This window comes from Nonomuraea sp. NPDC049141 (assembly GCF_040648415.1).
In the GTDB taxonomy this organism is placed as follows: Bacteria; Actinomycetota; Actinomycetes; order Streptosporangiales; family Streptosporangiaceae; genus Nonomuraea.
The window spans coordinates 9,524-27,837 of sequence record NZ_JBEZDR010000021.1; the positions used below are offsets into that span (position 1 = coordinate 9,524).

At 70.1% G+C, this 18,314-nt stretch carries 2 protein-coding genes; both read left to right on the top strand.

The genetic code is table 11. The annotated features are described in order from the left end of the window. Positions 1-10: 10 nt before the first annotated feature. A complete protein-coding gene (locus AB0B91_RS46260) occupies positions 11-17,188 on the top strand; it encodes a non-ribosomal peptide synthase/polyketide synthase (RefSeq protein WP_358335024.1) in 17,178 nt (5,725 codons plus the stop codon). Between the two features lie 47 nt (positions 17,189-17,235). Continuing rightward, a complete protein-coding gene (gntD, locus tag AB0B91_RS46265) occupies positions 17,236-18,237 on the top strand; it encodes a guanitoxin biosynthesis L-enduracididine beta-hydroxylase GntD (protein WP_358335027.1) in 1,002 nt (333 codons plus the stop codon). Positions 18,238-18,314: the final 77 nt, after the last annotated feature.

The following is an 18,314-nucleotide window of genomic DNA, read 5'->3' on the forward strand; positions in this document are numbered from 1 at the left end:
GGGAATTGCCATGCTTTCCGAGTCGAAACAGGAGCTACTGAAGCGACGCCTGCGCGGCGAGAGCGTGCCGGTGCGGGAGCGTGCGCCGCGTCCGGACGGACCTGTCCCGTTGTCGTCCGCCCAGCAACGGCTGTGGTTCCTGGATCAGCTGGAGCCGGATTCCCTTGACTACAACGTGACGATGCCGCTGCGGCTGGCGGGCGCGCTGGACGAGTCGGCTCTGCGCGCGGCGCTGGACATGGTGGTGGCCAGGCACGAGGTGCTGCGTACCCGGTTGGTGGTGACCGACGGGGTGGCGCACCAGGTGATCGATCCGCCGGCTGGTTTCCCGCTGGCCATGGCGGACCTGTCGGGCGAGGCGGAGCCGTACGAGGCGGCACGGGAGCTCATCGCGGCCGACGCGGCGCTGCGGTTCGACCTGGCCGCCGACCGGCTGGTTCGCGGAACGCTGATCCGGCTGGCCGCCGACGACCACGTGTTCGCCCTGTGCCTGCACCACATCGTGTGCGACGAGTGGTCGATCGGCATCCTCAACCACGAGCTGGCCACCCTGTACGACGCGTTCCGGCTCGCGCTGCCCTCGCCGCTGCCGCCGCTGCCCGCGCAGTACGCCGACTACGCGTTCTGGCAGCAGGCGTGGATGGCCGGCGATCGGGCGGCGGGCGAGCTGGCGTACTGGCGTGACCAGCTGACCGGGGCTCCGCTGCTTGATCTGCCGACCGACCGGCCGCGTCCGCCGGTGCGTACGACAGCCGGCGGCAAGGTGGATTTCGCGGTTCCCGTCGCCACCGCCGAGCGGCTCAGGGTGATCTCCAGGGACTGCGACGCGACACTGTTCATGACGCTGCTGGCGGCGTTCACGGTGCTGTTGTCGCGTTACTCGCGGCAGGAGGACGTGGTGGTCGGCACGCCGATCGCCAACCGGGGGCGCCCGGAGACGCAGGACCTGATCGGGCTGTTCCTCAACATGCTGGTGCTGCGCACGCGGCTGTCGGGCGATCCGAGCTTCACCGAGCTGGTGGGGCGGGTGCGGGCGCTCGCGCTGGCCGCCTACGACCACCAGACCATGCCGTTCGAGCGCCTGGTGGACGCGCTCGTCCCCGAGCGGGACCGCTCGCGCACGCCGCTGTTCCAGGTGCTGTTCAGCTACAGCAGGAGCGGCGGCGAGGAGCTGGAGCTGGGCGAGCTGGACGGCGAGCGGTTCGACCTGGAGGGTACGGCCGCCAAGTTCGACCTGACCCTGACCTTCGTCGAGATCGGCGAGCAGGAGTTGGTCGGCGGGCTGGAGTACAGCACCGACCTGTTCGACCACGCCACGGCCGAGCGGATGGCCGGTCATCTGCTGACACTGCTGAACGCGCTCGCGCAGGCGCCGGATCGGCCGCTGTCCGAGGTGCCGATGATCTCCGCGGTGGAGCGGGACGAGCTGCTGCGCGCCACCGGCGGACCGGTGGCCGCGCTGCCCGCCTCCTTCGGCGGGGTGCACGAGCTGGTCGCCGCCGGCCGTCCCGACGCGGTCGCGGTCACCTGCGGCGACGCGTCGCTGACGTACGCGGAGCTGGACGAGCAGGCCGGGCGGCTGGCCGCGCGCCTGCGCGAGCTGGGCGTGGGCCGGGAGACGACGGTCGGGTTGTGCCTGCGCCGCGGGCTGAAGATGGTGGTGGCGATGCTGGCCGTGTGGCGGGCGGGTGGCGCGTACCTGCCGCTGGACCCCGACTTCCCGGCCGACCGCCTGCGCTACATGCTGGCCGACAGTGGCGCTGCCGTTCTGGTCGGGGAGCGGGCGACCGCCGAGGAGCTGGCCGGGCCGGTTCCCGCGACGATCTGGCTCGATGACGACGTCCCGACCGGCCCCGCCGGGCAGGCCCGGGCGGCCGCCTTCTCCTGCTCCGCCGAGCCGGCCCAGGCGGCCTACGTGATCTACACGTCCGGCTCGACGGGGCGCCCCAAGGGCGTGGTCGTCTCGCACGAGAACCTGGCCAATTTCCTGGTCACGATGGCCGACCGGCCGGGCCTGGCCGAGACGGACGTGCTGCTGGCCGTCACCACGTTCGGGTTCGACATCGCCGCGCTGGAGTTGTTCCTGCCGTTGGTCACGGGTGCGCGGCTGGTGATCGCCAACGCCGAGGTGGCGCGTTCGCCGGAGGCGCTGGCGGAGCTGGTCGAGCGGTCGGGGGCCACGGTCATGCAGGCCACGCCGGCGACCTGGCGGATGCTGGTGGACGACGGCTGGCGCGGAGCGGCGGGCCTGCGCGCGCTGTGCGGCGGCGAGGCGCTGCCGGCCGAGCTGGCCGGAGCCGTGCTGGAGCGCACGGCCGAGCTGTGGAACCTGTACGGCCCGACGGAGACCACCGTCTGGTCCGCCCGCCAGGAGATCGTGGCGGGCGACGACGTCACGCTCGGCCACCCGATCGCCAACACCACCCTGCACGTGCTGGACGCGCGGCTGGACCCGGTGCCCGCCGGGGTGCCCGGCGAGCTGTACATCGGCGGTGACGGCGTGGCGCGCGGCTACCACGCCCGCGCCGCGCTGACCGCCGAGCGGTTCGTCGCCGACCCGGTCTCCCGCGACGGCTCCCGCCTCTACCGGACGGGTGACCTCGTACGGCGGCGGGCGGACGGCCGGCTGGACTTCCTGGGCCGCACCGACCACCAGGTCAAGCTGCGCGGTTTCCGCATCGAGCCGGGCGAGATCGAGTCCGCGCTGGCGGCGCACCCGGCGCTGGCCGCGGCGGTCGTCGTCGTCCGCGGCACCGGCGGCGACGAGCGGCTGGTCGGCTACCTGGTCCCGGCTGAGGGAGGCCGCGGCATCCCCGCGCCCGCCGAACTGCGCGAGCACCTGCGCACGACGCTGCCCGACTACATGGTGCCGGCCGTCTACGTCGAGCTGGCGGGCCTGCCGCGGACGCCCAACGGGAAGCTGGACCGGGCGGCGCTGCCCGAGCCGAACCCGCGCCACCTGGATCCGGCGGCCGGCTACACCGCGCCCAGGACCACCGCCGAGGAGGTCGTGGCCGGGGTGTGGGCCCAGGTGCTGGACCTGGGGCCGGTCGGGGTGACGAGCAACTTCTTCGAGCTGGGCGGCCATTCGCTGGCGGCCGTCCAGGTGATCTCGCGGCTGCGTGCCGCGTTCGACTGCGAACTGTCGCTGGCGCTGCTGTTCGACCATCCCACGGTGCGTGAGCTGGCGGTGGCCGTGGAGGCGGCCACGTCCGGGACGGTGGTGCCGCCGATCGTGCCGGTGGACCGCGAGGAGGTGCTTCCGCTCTCGTTCGCGCAGCAGCGGTTGTGGTTCCTCGATCAGCTCGACCCGGGCTCGCCCGAGTACAACGTGCCGATCAGCTCCCGCCTGCGCGGCCCGCTCGACGTCGGCGCGCTGAGCCGCGCCCTGGAGTCGATCGTGGCCCGGCACGAGGTGTTCCGCACCCGGCTGGTGGCCAAGGACGGCCTGGCCCGGCAGATCGTCGACCCGCCCGGGCCGCTCGCGCTGCCCGTCACGGACCTGTCAAGCGAGGCCGACCCGCTCGGACGGGCCACGGAGCTGGTGGCCGTCGACGCCGCCACCTCCTTCGACCTGGCGGGCGATCCGCTGCTGCGGGCGCGCCTGTTCCGGCTCGCCGACGACGATCACGTGCTCAGCCTGGTGACCCACCACGTGGTGTTCGACGACTGGTCCGTGACCCTCTTCCGCCGCGAGCTCACCACCCTGTACGTCGCCTACCGTGACGGCCTGCCCTCCCCGCTGACCCCGCTGGGCGTGCAGTACGCCGACTTCGCGCACTGGCAGCGGGCCTGGCTGACCAGCGACGTGCTGGGCGGCCAGCTCGACTACTGGCGCGAGCGGCTGGCGGGCGCGCCCACGCTGGAGCTGCCCACCGACCGGCCGCGCCCCACGGTCCGCTCCTCCGCGGGCGGGTTCCTGTCCTTCCGGGTGCCCGAGCAGGTCACCGCGGGCCTGCGCGGGGCCGCCCAGACGTCGGGCGCGACGATGTTCATGACGCTGCTCGGCGCCCTGACGGTGCTGCTCGGCCGGTACGCCGAAGAGGAGGACGTCGTCATCGGCACGCCCATCGCCAACCGGGGCCGTTCCGAGACCGAGAGCCTGATCGGCTGCTTCATCAACACCCTGGCCCTGCGCCTGGACCTGTCCGGCGACCCCACGTTCACCGGGCTGCTCGACCGCGTACGGGCCACCGCACTGGCCGCCTACACCCATCAGGACCTGCCGTTCGAGCAGCTGGTGGACGAGCTGCAGCCGGAGCGCGACCGCAGCAAGCACCCGCTGTTCCAGGTGCTCATCACGCACGGCAGGGTCGGCGCCGGCGCTGACCCGGACATGGCGGGGGTGGTCACCGAAGGGCTGGAGCTGCCGACGATGTCGGCCAAGTTCGACCTCACGGTGGCGTTCACCGAGGGCGACGCCGACCTGTCCTGCATCCTCAGCTACAGCACGGACCTGTTCGACCACGCGACGATCGAACGCATGGCCGGGCACCTCCTCGTGCTCCTGGAGACCGTCGCCGGCGACCCGGCCCGGCTGGTCAGCGAGCTGTCCCTCACCACCGAGGCGGAGCGCGAGCGCCTCACCGGCTGGGACGAGCCCACGCCGCTGCCCGGCGAAACCCTCACCGAGCTGCTGACCGCCGTCGCCATCGCCCAACCGGACGCCCCGGCGGTCAGCATGGGCGCGCGCACGCTCACGTACGCCGAGCTTGAGATCGGCTCGAATCGGCTCGCCCACCACCTGCACGATCTCGGCGTCCAGGCGGAGACGGTCGTCGGCCTGCGGCTGCCCCGCGATCCCGACATGATCGTCGCGATCCTGGCCGTGCTCAAGGCGGGCGGGACCTATCTGCCGATCGACCCGGACTATCCGGACGACCGCATCACGCACATGATCAGCGACAGCCGGGCCGCCCTGGTGCTCGACACCGTCGCCACGCCGGACCACCTGCCAGGCACGCCACCCGCCATCACGATCCACCCCGACCAGGCCGCGTACCTGATCTACACCTCCGGCTCCACCGGCCTGCCCAAGGGCGTCGTGGTCAGCCACCGCAACCTGGCCAACTCCATCCATTTCGAACGGGACGGTCTGGGCATCACGCCCGCCGACGTCACCCTGCAACTCGTGTCCTTCAGCTTCGACGTCGCGATGAGCGAGATCCTCGCACCCCTGGTCGGCGGCGCCCACATCGTCATCGCCGACGCCTCGACCCGGCAGTCCCCGGCCGACCTGCGGCGGCTGCTGCTCGACCGGTCCATCACGATCGCCCACATCCCGCCCACGGTGCTGCACCACCTGGATCCCGCCCTGCCGTCCCTGCGTGTCCTGCTCACCGGCGGGGAGGCGTGCCCGCCGGACCTGGCCCGTGCCTGGGCCGCCGGCCGCCGGTTCATCAACGCGTACGGGCCGACCGAGACGACCATCAGCGCGACCCAGGCCGGCGACCCCGGCACCGACACCGCACTACCGATCGGCGCCGCCGTCGCCAACACCCGGCTGCAGGTCCTGGACAGGAAGCTGCGCCCGGTCCCCGTCGGGATGCCCGGCGAGCTGTACATCGGCGGCCTCGGCGTGGCGCGCGGCTACCACGGCAGGGGCGCCCTGACCGCGGAGCGCTTCGTCGCCGACCCGTTCGCCGCCGACGGCAGCCGCCTGTACCGCACCGGCGACCGCGTCCGCCGGCGCCCCGACGGGCAGCTCGACTTCCTCGGCCGCACCGACCAGCAGGTCAAGGTACGCGGCCACCGGATCGAACCGGCCGAGATCGAGCACACGCTGACCCGGCACCCGGCGGTCGAGGCCGCGACCGTGATCGCCCTGCATGACAGCGGTCAGGCCCGGCTGGTCGCCTACCTGGTGCCCGCGGACCAGTCCGCCGGCGCGCCCTCCACCAGCGAGCTGCGCGTTCATTTGGGTGCGAGCCACCCCGACTACATGATCCCGTCGGCGTTCGTCGAGCTGGCGGCCCTCCCGCTCACCCCGAACGGCAAGGTCGACCGCGCCGCGCTACCCGCGCCGGACGCCTCCCGGCCCGAGCTGGTCAGCCGGTTCGTCGCCCCGCGCACCTCCATGGAGGAGGCCCTGGCCGGGATCTGGGCCGACGTGCTCGGCCTGGACCGGGTGGGCGTCGAGGACAACTTCTTCGAGCTGGGCGGCGACTCGATCATCAGCATCCAGACGGTGGCGCGGGCCCGCACCGCCGGGCTGTACTTCACCCCGGCCCAGCTCTTCGAGCACCAGACCGTCGCCGCGCTCGCCCCGCTCGTGGCGCTGGACTCCTTCGCCGACGCCGAGCAGGGCCCGGTGACCGGAGAGTTCGCGCTGACGCCGATCCAGCACTGGTTCTTCGAGCGCGACCTGCCCGAGCCCGCGCACTTCAACCAGTCCGTTCTGCTGGAGATGGACGGCGAGGCCGACGTCGCCGCGCTGCGCAAGGCCGTGGCGGCGCTGCTGCGGCAGCACGACGCGCTCCGCGCCCGATACACCCGCTACGGCAGCGAGTGGACCGCCCGCAACGTGGCCGCCGAGGCCGAGCCGCCGCTGTGGGTGGTGGACGCCGCCGCGTTCGACGAGCACGACCTGGAGGCGCGGGCCGACGAGGCCCAGGCGAGCCTGGACCTGGAGAACGGGCCGCTGGTCAGGTTCGTGCTGTTCGACCGAGGGGAGCGCGGCCGGCTGCTGCTGGTGATCGCGCACCACCTCGCGGTGGACAGCGTGTCCTGGCAGATCCTGCTGGAGGACCTCTCCCTCGCCTACGACCAGGCCATCCGGGACCTGCCGGTCCAGCTGACCGCCAAGACCACGTCGTTCAAGCAGTGGGCGCAGCGGCTGACCGAGCTGGCGGGCTCGCCCGAGGTGGCGGCGGAGCTCGCGTACTGGCACGAGCAGACCTCCGGCCACCGGCCCGTCCCCCGCGACCGCGACGGCGCGAACACGGTCGCCTCCGCCAGGAACGTCAGCGTCAGCCTGAGTTCGGAGCAGACCGCGCGGCTGCTGCACGAGGTGCCCGCCGCCTACCGCACCCAGATCAACGACGTGCTGCTGACCGCGCTCGGCAGCGCGCTGACCGAGTGGGCGGGCGTGCCGAGCGTGCTGGTGGACCTGGAGGCCCACGGCAGGGAGGACGTCGGGTCCGACGTGGACGTCTCCCGGACGGTCGGCTGGTTCACCTCGTTCTACCCGGTCGCGCTGGCGAGCGCGGGCGGCGACCCGGGGGCGGCGCTGCGCCGCACCAAGGAGCACCTGCGGGCGATCCCGCGCCACGGCCTCGGGTACGGTCTCCTGCGCTACCTCGGCCCCGATGCGGCCGCCGGACAGGCGGCCGAGGTCAGCTTCAACTACGCCGGTCAGACCGACGCGGCCCTGTCCCCGGCCTCCGGCGGGCGCGAGCCGCGGCTGCGGTTCGTCGGGTCGCTGGGCCGGCCCCGATCCGGCGACGGCGGCCGGACCCATCTCATCGAGATCAACGCCCAGGTCACCGAGGGGCGGCTCACGCTGCTGTGGACGTACTCGGGAGAGGTCCACGACGAGGCCTCGGTGACCCGGCTGACCCGCCGCTACGTCGAAGCGCTCGACGAGCTGATCGAGCACTGCGCGACTCCCGGCGTCGGCGGGCACACCCCGTCCGACTTCCCGCTGGCCGGGCTCGACCAGGCGGGACTCGATCGCATCCAAGGGCGGGGCACGACCGTCCTGGAGGACATCTATCCGTTGACGGCGCTGCAGCAGGGCATGCTCTTCCACACCCGGCTGGCCCCCTCCTCGGGCGCGTACTGGGTGCAGAACGGGCTGCGGCTGGAGGGCGAGCTGGACCTGCCCGCGCTCGAAAGCGCCTGGGAGCAGGCCTTCGAACGGCATCCGGCGCTGCGCACCACCGTGGTGTGGGAAGACCTGCCGACGCCGCTCTCGGTCGTGTCACGTGCGGTGCCGGTCCCGATGGAGGTGCTGGACTGGTCGCACCTGGACGCCCCGGCGCAGGCCGCGGCCCTGGACGCCTTCCTGGCCGCCGAGCGCGCCGCCGGCGCGGACTTCGACGCACCCACTCTGGTACGGATCGCGCTGATCCGCCTGGACGAGCGGCGCCATCATCTGGTGTGGCAGTACCACCACCTGCTGCTCGACGGGTGGAGTGTGCCCATCGTCTTCGGCGACCTGATCGAGGCCTACCACGCCTGCGTCGAGGGCGAGCGCCTGCGGCCGGCCGTCCACCGCCCGTTCCGCGAGCACGTGGCCTGGGCCGGCGCGCAGGATCTCGGCGCCGCCGAGTCGTACTGGCGGACCAGGCTGCACGGCCGCACCGTCCCCACCTCGCTCCGCGTCGAGCGCGACACCGGGGACGAGGGCTGGCAGGACCATCGCGTACGCCTGTCCGCGCGTGCCACCGTCGCGCTCGGCGAGCTGGCCCGCCGCCACCGGCTCACCCTGAACACCGTGGTCCAGGGGGCATGGGCGCTGCTGATGGCCGCGTACAGCGGTGAGGACGACGTGCTCTTCGGCGTCACCACCTCCGGCCGCGGCGACCAGGTCGACGGCATCGAGTCGATGGTCGGCCTGCTGATCAACACCATTCCGGCCCGCGTCCAGGTGGACCACGGCGAGCCCGTCGCGACCTGGCTGCGGCGGTTGCAGAAGGAGCAGTCCGCGGCGCGCGACTTCGAGCACACGCCGCTCGTCCAGATCAAGGCGTGGAGCGGCTTCACCGGCGGGCAGGCGCTGTTCGACGCGCTGTTCGTGTTTGAGAACTACCCGACCGCGCGGCTGGCGGAGCGCGACGCGGGCTCGGCCGCCACCGGGTTGCGGATAGAGCAGAGCTTCTCGCGCGAGCAGGCGAGCCACCCTCTCATGGTCGTGGCCGTGCCGCAGGCCGAGCTGGGCATCCGGATGCTGTTCGACCGCGCCCACTACGACCAGGACACCATCGCCCGGATGGCCGGCCACCTGCTGGCCATCCTGGAGGCCGTCGCCGACGACCCGGGCCGGCTGATCGGTGAGCTGCCCGTCATGACGCCGGGCGAGCGGCACCGGCTCGCCGGCTGGAACGGCACCGCGACCCCGCTGCCCGGCCGCCTCATCCCCGAGGCGATCACCGCCCACGCCGTGGCACGGCCCGGCGCGCCCGCCCTGACCATGGGCGGCAGGACCCTCGACTACGCCGAGCTCGAAACCCGCTCGAACCGGCTCGCCCACCACCTGCACGATCTCGGCGTCCAGGCGGAGACGGTTGTTGGCCTGCGGTTGCCGCGCGACCCCGACATGATCGTCGCGATCCTGGCCGTGCTCAAGGCGGGCGGGACCTATCTGCCGATCGACCCGGACTATCCGGACGACCGCATCACGCACATGATCAGCGACAGCCGGGCCGCCCTGGTGCTCGACAGCATCGCCACGCCGGACCACCTGCCCGGCACGCCACCCGCCATCACGATCCACCCCGACCAGGCCGCCTACCTGATCTACACCTCCGGCTCCACCGGCCGGCCCAAGGCCGTCACGGTCAGCCACCGGAGCTGGTCGAACCTGATCAACGGGCAGCTCGCGGAGCTCGGCGTCACTCGCTTCGACACGGTGCTCCAGCTGGCGTCCTTCAGCTTCGACGCGGCCGTGTGGGAGATCGGCCTCGCGGTGGCAGCCGGTGCGCACCTGGTCATGACCGACGCGCTCACCCGCCGCTCGGCACCCGACCTGCAGAGACTGCTGCGGGAACGGGCCGTCACCGTGGCGCTGTTCCCGCCCCCAGCCCTGCCGAACCTGGACCCCGGCACGCTGCCGGACTTGCGCGTCATGCTCGTCGGCGGAGAGGCGTGCCCCCCGGACCTGGCCCACACCTGGGCCGCCGGGCGGCAGCTCGTCAACGCGTACGGGCCGACCGAGGCCACGGTCATCGCCACCACCGCCCACGATCCCGACACGAGCACCGCCCTGCCGATCGGCGGGCCCATCGCCAACGCCCAGGTCCACGTGCTGGATCGGCAGCTGCGGGATCTTCCCGTCGGGGTGCCGGGGGAGCTGTTCGTCGGCGGTGCGGGTGTGGCTCGTGGGTATCGCGGGCAGCCCGCGTTGACCGCTGAGCGGTTCGTGGCCGACCCGTTCGCCGGGGATGGTTCGCGTCTTTATCGGACCGGTGATCTGGTCGCGTGGCGGCCGGACGGTCAGCTGGACTTCCTGGGGCGGACTGATCACCAGGTGAAGGTGCGCGGGCATCGCATCGAGCCGGGGGAGATCGAGCGCGCCCTGTCCGGTGTTGCCGGGGTGGGCTCAGTCCTGGTGACCACTTTCGGTGAGGACGCCGATCGTCGGCTGGTCGCCTACCTGATCCCGGCCGACCCAGCGCTGGGCACCCCCGCCACTGATGATCTGCGGTCTTATCTGGCGGCCGGCCTGCCGGATTACATGATCCCGTCGGTGTTCATCGAGCTGGCCGCCTTCCCCTTGACTCCTAACGGGAAGATCGATCGTGCCGCGCTGCCCGCGCCGGACGGCAGTCGCCCCGATCTCGCCGGTGGCTATCTGGCTCCGGCCACTCCGACGGAGCATTTGCTGGCGGGGATCTGGGCTGACCTGCTCGGTGTGGATCAGGTCGGCGTTCGGGACAACTTCTTCGACCTCGGCGGCCATTCGCTGCTGGCTACTCAGGTCACCTCGCGGATTCGTTCGGTGTTCGGCATCGACCTGTCGCTTGCCGTGCTGTTCGACCAGCCGACCGTCGGTGGCTTGGCGCCGCTCATCGACGAGGCGAACGGCATCAGCAGGCCGCGGATCCTCCCGGTCGATCGTGACCAGCCGCTTCCCTTGTCCTTCGCCCAGCAGCGGTTGTGGTTCCTGGCTCAGCTCGACCCCGGCTCGACCGAGTACAACACCCCGACGGCCATCCTCCTCGATGGTGACCTCGACGTCGCGGCCTTGCGTGCCGCGCTTATCGCGCTGGTGGAGCGGCATGAGGTGTTGCGGACCCGGCTGGTCGCCGATGCCGACGGTATCCCGCACCAGGTCATCGACCCGCCGACTGACTTCGACCTGCCGGTCATCGAGGTGGCGAGTGAGCAGGAAGCTCGGGCGCTGATCGCCACGGATGCGGCGACGCCGTTCGATCTGGCGGCCGGTCCGCTGTTGCGTGGCAGCCTGATCCGGCTGAACGACCAGGAGCACATCCTGGCCTTGTGCATGCATCACGTCATCTCCGACGAGTGGTCGGCGAAGATCTTTCATCGCGAGCTTCTGGCGTTGTACGACGCTTTCCGTGCTGGTCGGCCTTCTCCGCTGGCGGCGTTGGCGGTGCAGTACGCCGATTTCGCTGTGTGGCAGCGTTCCTGGCTGACCGGCGAGACGTTGGAGGGGCAGCTCGGTTACTGGCGGCGGCAGCTGGCTCGGCCGCCGGTGCTGGAGCTGCCCACCGATCGGCCTCGTGCGGCGGTGCGGGACACCGCTGGAGCGGCTCTCGATTTCCACATCAGCTCTGAGGTGGCCGACGGGCTGCGAGCGTTGTCGCGTCGTACCGGTGCGACGATGTTCATGACGTTGCTGGCGGCCTATACCGTGCTGCTCGGCAAGTACACCCGCCAGGACGATGTGCTGGTCGGTACGCCGGTCGCCAACCGCAACCAGGCGGAGACCGAGGATCTGATCGGGTTCTTCGTCAACACCCTGGTCCTGCGGACCGATCTGTCGGGCGATCCGACCTTCACCGACCTGCTGCAACAGGTGCGGGCCACCGCGCTGGAGGCCTACGGTCATCAGGATCTGCCGTTCGAGCAGCTCGTCGACGAGCTGGGTATCGAGCGTGACCGCTCCCGCACGCCGCTGTTTCAGACCCTGTTCAACTACTTCGCAGTCAACGACGCCAATACGGTCGACAGCGCTGAGCGGGAGAACCGGATCATCGCTCAGTTCGATCTGCGGATGATCCTGGTCGAGGACGACAAGGGTGAGCTTTCCGGGGCCATGGAATACAGCACGGCCTTGTTCGATCAGGCGACGATCGAGCGGCTGGTCGGTCATCTGAACATGCTGCTGGCCGCCGTCACCGCAGACCCCGACCGGCCGTTGTCGGCACTGCCTATCCTCACCCCGGCTGAGTTGCAGGCGCTGCGGGAGGTGAATGCCACCGGGGTGGTGCTGCCTGAGGTGGGGGGTGTGCATGAGTTGATCGCGGCTCGGGCGGTTGCCGGTCCTGAGGCCGTCGCGGTGGCTGGCCTGGAGGGGCAGCTCAGTTATGGGGAGCTGGATGCCCGGGCCAATCAGCTGGCTCACCGGCTGATCGGGTTGGGGGCGGGTCCGGAGACGACGGTGGCGTTGTGTCTGGAGCGTGGCCTCGATCTTGTGGTGGCCGTGCTGGCGGTGTGGAAGGCGGGTGCGGCGTATCTGCCGCTGGATCCCCGCTATCCGACCGACCGGATCGCTTATCTGCTGTCCGACAGCGGGGCGGATCTCCTGCTGACCACCGGTCCGCTGCTGGAGGACCTGCCCGCTGGTCGGCTGCGCACGCTGCTGGTGGATGAGCCGGGTGTGCAGGCTCTGCCGGTGACGGCTCCTGCGGTGGTGGTTGCTCCGGATCAGGCTGCGTATCTGATTTATACCTCTGGTTCGACTGGTCGTCCTAAGGGGGTGCGGGTGGCGCATCGGGGGTTGGTCAATCTGGTGGTGGCGCAGGGTGAGGCGTTCGGTGTGTCGGGGTTGTCGCGGGTGTTGCAGTTCGCTTCGCCGGGCTTTGATGCGGCGGTGTCGGAGATCGCGGTCACGTTGGCTGCTGGTGCGACGTTGGTGATTCCCGGCTCTGAGCGGCGGGCGGATGATCTGGTGGGGTTTATTCGGGAGTGGGGGGTGGATACGGCGACGTTGCCGCCGTCGCTGCTGGCCACCTTGGATCCGGCGGAGTTGCCGTCGTTGACGGTGGTCAGTGCGGGTGAGCATCTGGATGCGGGGCTGGCCGAGGCGTGGGGTGGCCGGCATCGGTTGTTGAATGCTTATGGTCCGACGGAGAGCACGGTGTGTGCCACCATCAGCCGCACCCCGGCGACCATCGGGGCTCCGATCGCCAACACCACGGCTCATGTCCTGGACTCCCACCTCAACCCGGTCCCCACCGGCGTGCCCGGGGAGTTGTTCGTCGGGGGCCTCGGCGTGGCTCGCGGCTACCACGGCCGGCCTGCGCTGACCGCGGAGCGATTTGTCGCCGACCCGCACGCCGGTGATGGTTCGCGCCTCTACCGGACCGGTGATCTGGTCGCGTGGCGGCCGGACGGTCAGCTCGACTTCCTGGGGCGGACCGACCACCAGGTCAAGATCCGCGGGCATCGCATCGAACCCGCCGAAATCGAGCATGCTCTGACCGGCCACCCGCACATCGGCGCAGCCCTGGTCACCACCCACCACACCGCCATCGGCGACGGAGTCGACACCAGTAACCGCAATATCGCGCGAGGCGGCCATGCCGGCGACGACCGTCGCCTGGTCGCTTACCTGGTCCCGACCGACCCAGCGCTGGGCACCCCCGCCACTGATGATCTGCGGTCTTATCTGGCGGCCGGCCTGCCGGACTACATGATCCCGTCGGTGTTCATCGAGCTGGCCGCCTTCCCCCTGTCACCCAACGGGAAGATCGACCGCGCCGCACTGCCGGTGCCGGACGGCAGCAGGCCTGAGCTTGCCGGCGGCTATCAGGCGCCGGTCACGCCCACGGAGCAGTTGTTGGCGGGGATCTGGGCTGACCTGCTCGGCGTGGATCAGGTCGGCGTTCGGGACAACTTCTTCGACCTCGGCGGCCACTCTTTGCTGGCCACGCAGGTCATTACTCGTGTTCGTGCGGTTCTAGGGGTGGATCTTCCTTTGGCGGCGTTGTTCGATCAGCCGACCGTGGCTGGTCTGGCGCCGCTTGTGGATGGGGCGAGCGGTAGCGACCGGCCTCCGATCTTGCCGGTCGGCCGTGAGCAGCTGTTGCCTCTGTCTTTTGCGCAGCAGCGGTTGTGGTTCCTGGCTCAGCTCGACCCTGGCTCGGTCGAGTACAACACGCCGACTCTCATTCCGCTGCCTGGCGACCTCGACATCCCTGCTCTGCGTGCCGCGCTTACCGCGCTGGTGGAGCGGCATGAGGTGTTGCGCACCCGACTGGTGGCCGACGCCGACGGCATCCCGCACCAGATCATCGACCCGCCGACCAGCTTCGACCTTTCGGTCATCGAGGTGGCGAGCGAGCAGGAAGCTCAGGCGCTGATCGCTGCCGATGCCGCGACGCCGTTCGATCTGGCGGCCGGTCCGCTGTTGCGTGGCAGCCTGATCCGGCTGAACGACCAGGAGCACATCCTGGCCTTGTGCATGCATCACGTCATTTCCGATGAGTGGTCGGCCAAGATTTTCCACCGGGAGTTGAATGCTCTTTACGAGGCGTTCCGTGCTGGTCGGCCTTCTCCGCTGGTGGCGTTGGCGGTGCAGTACGCGGATTTCGCTGTGTGGCAGCGTTCCTGGCTGACCGGCGAGACGTTGGAGGGGCAGCTCGGCTACTGGCGGCGCCGGCTGGCTCGGCCGCCGGTGCTGGATCTGCGCACCGATCGGCCTCGTGCGGCGGTGCGGGACACCGCTGGGGCGGCTCTCGATTTCGACATCAGTTCTGAGGTGGCCGACGGGTTGCGGGCGTTGTCGCGGCGTAGCGGCGCGACGATGTTCATGACGTTGCTGGCGGCCTATACCGTGCTGCTCGGTAAGTACACGCGTCAGGATGATGTGCTGGTGGGGACGCCGGTGGCCAACCGCAACCAGGGCGAGACCGAGGATCTGATCGGGTTCTTCATCAACACTCTGGTGCTGCGGGCTGATCTGTCGGGCGATCCGACCTTCACCGATCTGCTGCGGCAGGTGCGCGCCACGGCGCTGGCGGCTTACGGTCATCAGGATCTGCCGTTCGAGCAGCTTGTGGACGAGCTGGGTATCGAGCGTGACCGCTCCCGCACGCCGCTGTTTCAGACCCTGTTCAACTACATCACGCCGGACCACGATCAGGCCGACCACGATTCGGCTGGTCAGGATCAGGCGGGGTCGGGGTCGGGGTCGGGGGTTGGGTTTGGCGGGTTGGCTCGTCATGCTCTGTATGACCTGACGGTGAGTGTGGCTTCGCGTGGTGGTGCTGGTCTGGGTGGTGCGGTGGAGTACAGCACCGCGTTGTTCGAGCGGGTCACGATCGAGCGGTTGGTCGCTCATCTGCAGGTGTTGCTGGCGGCGGTGGCGGCTGATCCGGATCGGCCGTTGTCGGCGCTGCCCATGCTCACCCCTGCTGAGCGGCGGCAGCTGACCGCTACCTGGACCGGCCACCCGGCCCTGGCCGAAACCGGTCTTCCCGACAGCGATGCCGGGAGGGTCTGGGGTGTTGGTGTTCATGAGTTGATCGCCGCGCGGGCTGTCGCGTATCCGGCTCGGGTCGCGGTGTGGTGTGAGGGGGCTGGGCTCAGCTATCGGGAGTTGGAGGAGCGCGCCAATCGGCTCGCTCACCATCTCCTCGCTTTGGGTGCCGGTCCGGAGAGTGTGGTGGGGCTGCATCTGGGGCGCAGCGCTGAGTTGATCGTGGCGATCCTCGCGGTGTGGAAGGCGGGTGCGGCTTATCTTCCGCTGGATGGCGCCTATCCCGCGGGCCGGCTCGCGCACATGCTGGCCGACAGCCGGGCCGGTCTCCTGCTCACCGACAACCCCGCCGAAAGCCCGCAGGTCCCGACCGGGGTGGGTGTGGTGACGCTGGATGCGACAGCACTGCACGACTACCCCACCCAGGCCCCGGCGGTGATGGTGCAGGCTGGGCAGAGTGCGGCTGTCATCTACACCTCCGGTTCGACCGGGCGGCCCAAAGCCAGCCCGCTGGCTCACGCCAATCTCACCGCTCTGCATGCCGCCTGGTCGCGCACTCACTTTCAGCCCGGTCACGAGCATCGGTGGCTGAGTCTGGCCAGTATCAGTTTCGATGTCTTCACCGCTGATGTGGTCCGGGCGTTGGCCAACGCCGGCACGCTGGTGCTGGCGCCGGCTCGGTTGCGGTTGGATCCGGCCGCCTGGGCCGCCACGTTGCGGGCCACCCGCACCACCGCCCTGGAAGCCGCCCCGCATCACATCGACAACCTGATCACTCACCTGGAACAGAGCGCCACCACCCTGCCCGATCTGCAGCTCCTGATCGCCACCACCGACACCTGGCACACCAGCCACGCCCGGCGCGCCCAGCGTCAGCTGCCGCACACCCGGCTGCTGACCGCCTACGGCATCACCGAGACCACCATCGACTCCACCTACAGCATCCTGACTCCTCACCTTCTCGACCAACCGGAGCAGCCTGCCGGGCCTACCCCGATCGGCATCCCACTCCCCGGCACCCACACCTACGTGCTGGACTCCCACCTCAACCCGGTCCCGGTCGGCGTGCCAGGCGAGCTGTTCATCGCGGGCGCCGGCCTGACCCGCGGCTACCACCACCGCCCGGCTCTGACAGCGGGACGTTTCATCGCCCACCCCTACGCCGACGACGGCTCACGTCTCTACCGGACCGGCGACCTGGCCGCCTGGCGGCCGGACGGCCAGCTCGACTTCCTGGGCCGCACCGACCACCAGGTCAAGATCCGCGGCTTCCGCATCGAACCCGCCGAGATCCAGCACGCCCTGACCAGCCACCCGCACATCAGCGCCGCACTGGTCACCACCCACCACACCACCAACGGCCAACTGCTGGTCGCCTACGTGGTCCCAGCAGACCCCGCCGACGGCACCCCCGCCACCGACGACCTGCGCACCCACCTCGCCACCCACCTACCCGACTACATGATCCCGTCAGTGTTCATCGAACTGGCCACCTTCCCACTGTCACCCAACGGCAAGATCGACCGCACCGCCCTACCAGCACCGGACGGCAGCAGACCCGACCTTGCCGGCGGCTACCAGCCGCCGACCACTCCCACGGAGCAGTTGCTGGCCGGCATCTGGACCGACCTGCTCGACCTGGACCAGGTCGGCGTCCACGACAACTTCTTCGACCTCGGCGGCCACTCCCTACTCGCCACCCAGGCCATCACCCGCATCCGCAGCACCTTCGGCACCGACCTGGCCCTCACCGCCCTGTTCGACCACCCCACCATCCACAGCCTGGCCGCCGCCATCACCAAGTCCCTCCTCGATCCCGGTCAGGACATCGATGAGTACGAGGAATTCGAGATCTGACCAGTCCCCCTCAGCCAGGAACCACACAGAGAAAGGCAGACCAGCACATGGACAAGCTGGTGATCAATAACACCGAGAAGCAGGTCGTCAACGCGCTGCTGGATGAACTGGAGGAATCGCTCGACCAAGTCGAATCCGACGAGGCGCTGCATCGGGCGGGAGTCCTGGCGCACGCGCTCCCGTCGAGGATCCGGCTCGCGATGAACGAGTTCCGGCTTGAGCGTGGCTCCGGCGTCCTGCGCATCGGCGGCTACGAGATCGATCAGGATCGCGTCGGGCGTACGCCCGCTCACTGGCGGGAGCGGCCGGAGCCGTCGCCGACGCGCCGTGAGGACCTGATGCTCGTCATGCTGAGCTCGCTGCTGGGCGACCCGTTCGCGTGGGCGACCCAGCAGGACGGACGGCTCATTCACGACATCATCCCCATTCAGGGGCACGAGAACGAGCAACTCGGGTCGAGCAGCGAATCGTTGCTCACGTGGCACACGGAGGACGCGTTCCACCCGCTGCGCGGCGACTTCCTGTCTTTCGCGTGCATCAGGAACCCGTACGCCGCGGTGACCACCGTGGGCTACGTCGACTCTCTCGACCTGCCGGAGAGCGTGCGGTCGGTGCTGTTCGAGGAGCGGTTCAGCATTCTCCCTGACGAGTCGCACCTGCCGAAGAACAATTCGCGACCGGACGAGAGCACGTTCGCCGACGTGGACAAGATGCAGGACGACCCGGACAAGGTGCCCGTGCTTTTCGGCGAATCGGACGAGCCGTACATCCGGGCGGATCCGTACTTCATGCGGGTGGATCCGTCCGACCATGAGGCGGCGGACGCGCTCGCGCTGCTGGTGAAGCAGATGGACGACAACATGGTCGACATGGCATTAGAAAGCGGTGAGTTCTGCTTTATCGACAATTATCGGGTGGTTCACGGTCGCAAACCGTTCAGCGCCCGGCATGATGGGACGGACCGGTGGCTCAAGCGCATCAACGTCACCCGTGACCTGCGGAAGTCCCGCGCGCGTCGGCGGTCCCGGACGGAGCGGTCCATCCACTGAAAGCCGGCACAGGATCTGAGTTGTGGGCGTAGCGGCAATGAAAGATCCTGTATCTGCTGAAAACATGTCTCTGTTGG

Bases quoted from the DNA above. Each gene is read 5' to 3' on its own strand.
- AB0B91_RS46260 (WP_358335024.1), top strand. From the start codon at position 11: ATGCTTTCCGAGTCGAAACAGGAGCTACTGAAGCGACGCCTGCGCGGC.
- gntD (WP_358335027.1), top strand. From the start codon at position 17,236: ATGGACAAGCTGGTGATCAATAACACCGAGAAGCAGGTCGTCAACGCG.